This is a genomic window from Arthrobacter sp. NPDC093128, assembly GCF_040683875.1.
GTDB lineage: Bacteria > Actinomycetota > Actinomycetes > Actinomycetales > Micrococcaceae > Arthrobacter.
Map to the genome: position 1 here is coordinate 1 of NZ_JBFBEY010000054.1, position 7,787 is coordinate 7,787.

Genomic DNA, 7,787 nt, shown 5'->3' on the forward strand with positions numbered 1-7,787 from the left:
TTCGCGGGCGGCATCCATGTCCCTGGTGTGCAGTACCGGATGTGCGTCAAGTAGTTTGAGGATCTGGTTCATCAAGGGCTCCATTGACCTTTGACTGCGTGGGGTCGCGTATGGCGCCGAAGCCAGTTCGTGTTCCCCACGGAGTTCGCGGCGAGCGGTTTGAGAGTAAGTGACCTAGCTCTCGCCTGCCTCAGGAGGGGTATGACAAGTCGTTTGAGTATCTGAGTTTCTTTGAGCCGACCACACCCGGGCGATGCTGTTCGTGATCACGGCGGACAAATAGCTCCCGGCCGGCGATGAAATGCTCCATAAACTTCTTGGTCTGGGTCTCAAGGGCTCTTCATGGTCATCTCCCGATGATCCGATTCTACTCGTCCGGTGCATCCCCTGGACTTGCGCACAACATGGCCGCTTCCCGCCTGGAGAGGGGAAATCCCGTCCGAAGTGCGGACGGGATTTCCCTGGACGGGCAATGGCTGGGCCCACTGATTTTGACGGACGCGCAGGTAAGAACCGCTTCCTACCTGCGGCTCCAGCTCTAGGATGGAGTGTAGCCGGTTCATTGGTGGGCTTTAGTGGCGCAGTCCTGCGTCTTTGAGCAGGGGGATCACCTTTTCATTGAAGTGCTCCAACTCCTTTTCGTAGTCAAGGAATCTCAGGATTGTGCCGTCCATTCCGGCCTCGGAGAGCTCCCGGAACTGCGCGACCACTTGCTCGGGCGTACAGACACTGTTGATGCCGCCCCGGCCATGAACCGTTCCTGGTACTTTTCGATCTGCGCGGCAAACGACTCGCTTTCCATGCCCAGGGCACTCATCACGTTCCGTGCGCCTGCCCAGTCTCCCTCTTCGATGATCTGTCGATGCCCTGCACGGGCCTCTTCTTCGGTGTCCCGGCACACAACGAGCGCGTGGGTCATGACCTGAATGTTCCTGCCGTAGCCTTCACGCGCGGGTCCTAACCCCCCGTTGGGTGTTCCAGCGTGCTTTCAGGCTCCCCAGTGCAGTAAGGTTCACCTAAGCACCAAGAAGAAAGGACGAGTGGAACCGGCGGCCGGCGGTTCCGAACCGCCCAGCAATCTCGCTCTGGCCCCATCCGTCATGCTGAAGTTGTCAGAAAGTGATTAGTGGCTTGATGATGTTGTCCTCTTTCGTTTTCATCATGCGGAAAGCGGTCTCGACGTCATCGAAGCTGAACTGGTGGGTCGTCATATGCGTTGGATCGAATCGGCGAGCCTCGATCAGAGCGAGAATTCGTTGCATACGGTCGTTCCCTCCTGGGCACAGGCCGCCGTAAATCGACTTGTCCGCCATACCCAAGCCATATGCATCTAGCGGGATCCGAAGCGGCTCTCTGCTCTCGCCGTGGTATCCGACATTTGATATCCGGCCTCCCGGTTTGGTCACACGAACACAAGCTTCCCAAGTGTGCGGGGAGCCCAATGCCTCGATAGCGGCATCAACACCTTCACCGCTTGTGGCGGCGAGGATTTGCTGCACGGGATCGCCCTCTTCAAAGTCAATGATGTCCGTAGCACCGTAGATGCGGGCTAGTTTCTGGCGCTCCGGTCGTGTCTCTACTGCGAAAATCCTGCTTGCGCCCTGTAGTGCACAGCCGATGACCGCACTCAATCCCACTGGCCCCATGGCGAATACGGCGACTGTGTCACCGAGTCGCAGATGAGCGTTCTCGGCACCCATGAAACCCGTGGAAAGCATGTCGGCAGCGTAGACCGCTTCGGAGTCGCTAACGCCCTCCGGGATGGGAGCCAGGTTAGCTCGGGCTTTGGGAACGATGAAGTACTCGGACATGTTGCCATCGACTTGGGCAGTGTAGCGATATCCTCCAAGCATGCCCCCGCACTGGGAAGGGTAGCCACCCTGGCAGTAGCGACATTCCCAGCACGGGGTGACGGCTGGTGCCAGCACGCGATCGCCTTCCCGAAAACCTGTCACGTTTGCACCAACGGCGGCCACGACTCCTGCGGCCTCATGACCCAAAGTAACGCCATCGGCTACCGGAAGGCCGCCGTTGACGGTGTGGATGTCCGATGTGCAGACGAGGGCGGCCGTGGTTTTGACCAGAACATCGTCTGGCCCAGGTTCTGGAATGTTTTTCTCTCTGATCGCAATCTTGCCGACTTCGGGCATAACAAGAGCTTTCATAGTCATAAATTTCTCCAACTCTATGTTCTTCAAATCATGCGTCGTAGCTGTTTCGACGCCGGGTGGGAGGTAGGGCCGCAGTATGCAGCCTTTGCACAAGACACAAACGTGCAGCTTGAAACGCGCCGAGTCCCGTTTCGGATGCGAGACATTTGAGGGTTCTATGCAAGGCTGGTCCGGCGATGGGACCGTGCCGGCTGATCTTTCCGGAAATTGCGCTACGGGCAAGAACTGTGAAGGCTCGCCCTCATCCGTTGTGGCGGGGTATTACGGTGTTAAATGTTGCGCGAGCATGTGCCAGAGGCTTCATGAATGAAGCGACCTCGTCCCCACCCTGCCTTCAAAAAATATTCCGACAGCGTTCGCTCCTGCATCACGGGCAAGAACGGGTGCACCGGTGAGATGCATGTCGAAGTGTCAGACAGCAGATGAGATACGCCCCTGATCCCCTGGCCTAAGTCCCGTACTGGTGGAAGACTTTGGCGACGACTTTCCAAGTGCCGTCCTGCTTGATGAGGGTGTGGAAGTCCGTGTAGTCGGTGCCGTCGGCGTTGTCTTCCATGTCGATGCGGATCACTGCGGTGCTCGGGGTGATGGCGAGCACGTCGAGGTGGCACTTGGAATCAGGAGCGGCTCCGAACTGGTCCACGTAGGGCTTGAGGTTCTTGTAGGAACCCTCTGTCAGGCCGGCGGCGGTAAAGCCGTGCATGGTGGCGTCCTCACGGAACGAGTCCGTGATGCGGTCGAAGTTGCCGACGGTCAGGCCTTCCAGGTAGCCAGCCATGGCTGCCTTCACAGCTTCGTAGTCGGCGGTCGGAATTACCTTAAGGTTCTTGCTTGCGGTGCTGGTTTCAGACACGTTGTCTCCTTATGCGGTAGTTGTGAGGAAGAACACTGCAATAAGTGAATCTAGTTCAGGTTTCATTTTAAGTACATAGTGCTTGGGCGACTTCATCTCGGGCCGACGCAGTTCGAGCGTCCACGAGGTACATGGCTGGGACTTTGGGAGGTCCGCGTAGGAGAGGGTAGTGCGTCAGCTGACCGGCTGTTCACGATGCACATTGAACACGCGGTCGAGTGGTGCTCCCAAGACCCCGACCGGACTCATCCAGGCGTGTCATATGCCCGCAGCGGCCCGACGTGTCACTTCTGCGGCGCTGACTGCTTGCACTCAGCTAGCCAACGACCGGATGATGATATTTGGACCAAGTGCTCGTCCAGTCCACGCTGTAGGGGCTGCAGCCACTGAGTTCCGGTTGGGGCCTTGTCGGGGTCCATGCAGTAAGTTGTTGCCGTCGGTCATGGCATGGTGACTCGGCGGCGCTCATACTGGCATACGGTGTATTTTCAGTGGCGCAGTCCTGCTTCTTTGAGCAAGGGCATTACCTTTTCATTGAAGTGCTCCAGCTCCTTCTCGTAGTCAAGGAATCCCAGGATGGCGCCGTCCATGCCGGCATCGGAGAGCTCACGGAACTGCTCGACCACTTGCTCTGGCGTGCCGACAATGTTGATCCCGCCCCAGCCAGCAATGAACCGCTCCTGGTACTTTTCGATTTGCGCGGCGAACGACTCGCTTTCCATACCGAGGGCGCTCATCACGTTGCGCGCGCCGGCCCAGTCGCCTTCTTCGATGATCTGTCGGTGCGCTGCCTGCGCCTCTTCTTCCGTATCCCTGCACACAACGAGCGCGTAAGTCATTACTTGGATCTTCCTGCCATATCCGTCACGCGCCCGCGTTTTGATTTTCGTAGAGTGTTCGCGCATGCTTTCAAGGCTGTCCAATGCAGTGAGGTTCACATCCACATACTTGGCGGAGAATTCCAGTCCGGCTGGTGAGCTTCCCGCGTTGATCAATGCGGGCCGGGGTCCAGTCAACGGTTTGGGGTACGCCTCGACTCCGTTCGCGTCGAAGAACTCGCCTTTGAAGTCGAATTCGCCCGGCTTGCTCCACAGTTCTTCGACGAAGTCCAGCCACTCGGCGCCGAATTTGTAACGGTCGTCGTGGGCTTTCTGCTTATTGCCGAACATTTCCATTTCCGGCGGGAACCAGCCCATAACAACGTTGATACCGTACCGTCCCCCTGAGATGTGGTCGATGGTTGTAGCGGCCTTCGCGGCGACAATCGGGTGGACCGTGGGTACGTGAGTGGTGGTGAAGACTTGGATTCTTTCCGTAGCTTGGGCAAGTCCAGCAGCCCACGTAAAGGTTTCGAAGCAAACACCGTTGAAGTTGGTGTCGCCGCCGAAGCCCCGCCAACGGGCGACCGGGACGATTGCTTCAAAGCCGATGCGATCGGCAAGCTGCGCAATCTTGACCTGCTGGTCCCAAGTGACTCTGAACGTTGTGGGAGCGTTACTCATCACCATGCCCCCGCTGCAGTTGAACGCGAAGAGTCCAAGTTTCATCTTCTGGTCATTCATGATCGGGGTTGATTCGAGGGCGACGTTTCCGACGCCGAAGGTGTCCAATTCGTGGGCAGGCATTGTCATTTGTTTGGTTTCTTTCTATACGAGCTTGATTGAATCGCGGAGTTGCGCCGGTCAATTCGACTCAAAACAGACTTAGTCTGTGTATCCATTGGTTAGTTCCATCCCGTTCTCATATCCGGCTCCAGGGGAATCGGATAGTAGAACGGTTCTTGCGGTACAACGATTGGGTAGTGCTGGCTCACCGTGCCGGCACCTGCATCGTCCTCTACTCTGAGAACTGCGTGGACGTCCTTTGTCCATTGAGCCGCCGGTCGAGTCGGTATGCGGTGCAGTGGCGAGCGCTATTGCCTCTGCCTTCTCCTTGAAGGAGGAGATCACGATGTGTGCTTTCGAATTCCTTTCAGCGAACCTTCATTGTTCGGCGTTGGCTCATACCTAGACGATATTGACTGAGAGCTGGGTCACACCATCCGTTCAGTGCCATCCAACAGCCGCTTTCTGCAGTCTTTTGACTTAGGCGTGATGGACGCAGCCTGAGCAGACAATAGCCGGCGATCTTAACCGGTTTGCCGCCTCAGTCCGCCATGAAGTGGCAGTACGCCGGCGAAGCCCGATGCATCTCTCCGGTCCTCCAGCCCGATGTTGAGGTAGCATTCGAGCGCGTGGAAGAGGTACCGGGCGCGCGCTGTCTCAATGGCGTATGTCCTGGCGTTCTGCTCCTCCAGTGGGGTCGTCACGACTCCGGCGCTTTTGAGCCTGTTCAGGCATTGCGCGGCGAGGCCGAAGCTGAGGCCGGTGCAGTGGGCGACCTCGTGGCGGGTGGAGGGTCCGTTCGCCCGCAAATAGCGGATGATTTGCATATGCGCCGCCGTGCCGTAAACAGCAGCAGCCACCGTAAGTTCTTCAGACCAGAAGGGGTCTTGGCCCCCGAGCTTTTTTGCGGCGAAGCCCACTGTTACAGGCCTTTCGTTCGGTGTTTGTTGGGGAAATCCGCATGGCGTCACCCCGGAATCTGGGCCCATGCAGCGCTAACGTACCGTTGGCAGGAAGGTTGGTCTCTCTGCTTCAAAGGTTTCGATGTCGGCGTTGGCTCGTTCTGTCAGGTCGATGTCGTCTAGTCCTTCGAGGAGGCGCCATTTTACGTAGTTGTCGATATCGAAGGTGTACTTGCGTTCCGCGCAGGTGATGCTTTGATCGGGGAGGTTGACTGTCAATTGGAGACCGGGGGTCCTGTCGATGGCTCTCCAGATGTCCTCCACGTCTGCCTGGTCCAGTTTTGCGGCAACGAGACCCGCTTTTCCGCAGTTTCCCCGGAAGATGTCAGCGAATTTTGGTGAGATGACGACTTTGAATCCGTTGTCCATGAGGGCCCACACGGCGTGTTCCCTGGATGATCCTGTTCCAAAGTCAGCTCCGGCAACCAGGATTGAAGCACCGTCAAACCGGGGGTTATCGAGAGGGAATTGTTCGTCCGCGCGAAGGTCGGCGAAAAGGGCATCGGCGAACCCGATCCGGCTGATCCTCTTGAGGTACTTGGACGGGATGATCTGGTCTGTGTCGACGTTGGTCTGCTTCAGGGGCATGGCTACGCCGGTGTGGACGGTGAATTTTTGCATGCTACTTTCCTGTTCCGGTTTTCTGCAGGTCTGAAGGTGTTGAGATGGTTCCCCGGATGGCGGTTGCGGCTGCTACCGGGGGCGAGACGAGGTGCGTCATACTGCCCCTGCCTTGGCGGCCTTCGAAGTTCCGGTTGGACGTGGATACGCAGCGGTTGCCGGCCGGTACCTGGTCCGGGTTCATTCCCAGACACATAGAGCAGCCAGCAAACCGCCATTCGGCCCCCGCATCTAGGAAGATCTGGTCGAGCCCTTCCTTCTCCGCCTGAGCTTTGACCTGCATCGAGCCGGGGACGACGAGCATCTGCAGGCCCTCCTTGATGCGCTGTCCGGTCAGAACTGCTGCGGCGGCACGCAGGTCTTCGATGCGGCCGTTGGTGCACGAACCAAGGAAGACCACGTCGACGGCAATGTCCCTCATGGCAGTCCCGGCTGCGAGCCCCATGTAGGCAAGTGATCTTTTCGCTGCCGACCGGTCGCGTTCTTCAGAGAAGCCATCGGGATCGGGTACGTTGCCGCTGATGGGTACCGCTTGCGCCGGGTTGGTTCCCCAGGTGACGAACGGTGTGATCCGTGTAGCATCCAGGGTCACCTCGGCGTCATAGACGGCGTCCGGGTCGCTTCCCAGCGAAAGCCAGTACTCCGTAGCCAAAGCCCACTCATCGTCGGCAGGCGAGTGAGGCTTGCCCCTGAGATATTCCAAGGTCTTGGTATCCGGTGCGATCAAACCCGCACGGGCACCTGCCTCCACAGACATGTTGCAGACGGTCATCCGCGCCTCCATGGACATGTCCTTGATGGCGTCGCCCCGATATTCCAGCACGTAGCCCTGACCCCCACCGGTTCCGATCTGTGCGATCAGGGCGAGGATGACGTCTTTAGATGTGACTCCGGGGGAAAGCTGACCCTGGATGTTGACGGCCATGGTCTTGAACGGTTGCAGCGGGAGCGTCTGGGTCGCGAGGACGTGTTCGGCCTCGCTGGTTCCGATGCCGAAGGCAAGTGCGCCGAACGCGCCGTGCGTAGAGGTGTGGGAGTCGCCGCACACGATGGTCATCCCTGGCTGGGTCAGGCCAAGCTGCGGGCCCACGACATGAACGATGCCCTGTTCCGTGCTGCCCATGTTGAACAGGTTGATCCCGTACTTGGCGCAATTCTCTCTCAGCGTCTGAACCTGCAGACGCGACGTCAGATCCGCTATCGGCTTATCGATCCCAATCGTGGGCACATTATGGTCCTCCATCGCAATCGTCAGATCCGGCCTGCGCACCTTCCGACCGGTCAACGCCAAGCCCTGGAATGCCTGCGGGCTGGTGACCTCGTTGACGAGATGGAGATCGATGTAGAGGAGGTCCGGCTTACCGTCCTCGTGGCGCACGATGTGGGAGTTCCACACTTTTTCGGCAAGGGTGTAGCCCATAATTACTCAATTCGTTCGGTGCAGCGTAAGCGGCGGTATTGATGTTTAGACGTGCCGTTGCAGGGTTTCGCTGGGGAGTTCGCCGTACTTTTGCCGGTACCTGGCGGCGAACCGGCTCGGGTGGTAGAACCCCCACCTGTTGGCGAGGTCGGTGAT

Annotated in this window: 7 protein-coding genes; all 7 read right to left on the bottom strand. The window is 58.3% G+C overall.

The genetic code is table 11. The annotated features are described in order from the left end of the window. Positions 1-655: 655 nt before the first annotated feature. The gene (locus AB0N24_RS27130) at positions 656-919 is read right to left on the bottom strand and encodes a hypothetical protein (RefSeq protein ID WP_364131605.1); all 264 of its coding nucleotides are present in this window, start codon (positions 917-919) and stop codon (positions 656-658) included. A gap of 193 nt (positions 920-1,112) precedes the next feature. Then, the gene (locus tag AB0N24_RS27135; RefSeq protein ID WP_364131608.1) at positions 1,113-2,171 is read right to left on the bottom strand and encodes an NAD(P)-dependent alcohol dehydrogenase; all 1,059 of its coding nucleotides are present in this window, start codon (positions 2,169-2,171) and stop codon (positions 1,113-1,115) included. A gap of 448 nt (positions 2,172-2,619) precedes the next feature. Next, positions 2,620-3,024, bottom strand: coding sequence for a nuclear transport factor 2 family protein (locus AB0N24_RS27140; RefSeq protein ID WP_364131611.1), 405 nt, complete (start codon positions 3,022-3,024; stop codon positions 2,620-2,622). 488 nt (positions 3,025-3,512) lie between these two features. Then, the gene (locus AB0N24_RS27145) at positions 3,513-4,649 is read right to left on the bottom strand and encodes an LLM class flavin-dependent oxidoreductase (RefSeq protein WP_364131614.1); all 1,137 of its coding nucleotides are present in this window, start codon (positions 4,647-4,649) and stop codon (positions 3,513-3,515) included. A 503-nt stretch (positions 4,650-5,152) separates the two neighbouring features. Continuing rightward, a complete protein-coding gene (locus tag AB0N24_RS27150) occupies positions 5,153-5,548 on the bottom strand; it encodes a winged helix-turn-helix transcriptional regulator (RefSeq protein ID WP_364131617.1) in 396 nt (131 codons plus the stop codon). A gap of 75 nt (positions 5,549-5,623) precedes the next feature. Beyond that, positions 5,624-6,211, bottom strand: a complete 588-nt coding sequence (gene leuD, locus AB0N24_RS27155; RefSeq protein WP_364131619.1) for a 3-isopropylmalate dehydratase small subunit — start codon at positions 6,209-6,211, stop codon at positions 5,624-5,626. Between the two features lies 1 nt (position 6,212). Then, positions 6,213-7,631 (bottom strand): 3-isopropylmalate dehydratase large subunit, encoded by a 1,419-nt coding sequence (gene leuC, locus AB0N24_RS27160; protein WP_364131622.1) that lies wholly within the window; start codon positions 7,629-7,631, stop codon positions 6,213-6,215. Between the last annotated feature and the right edge of the window lie 156 nt (positions 7,632-7,787).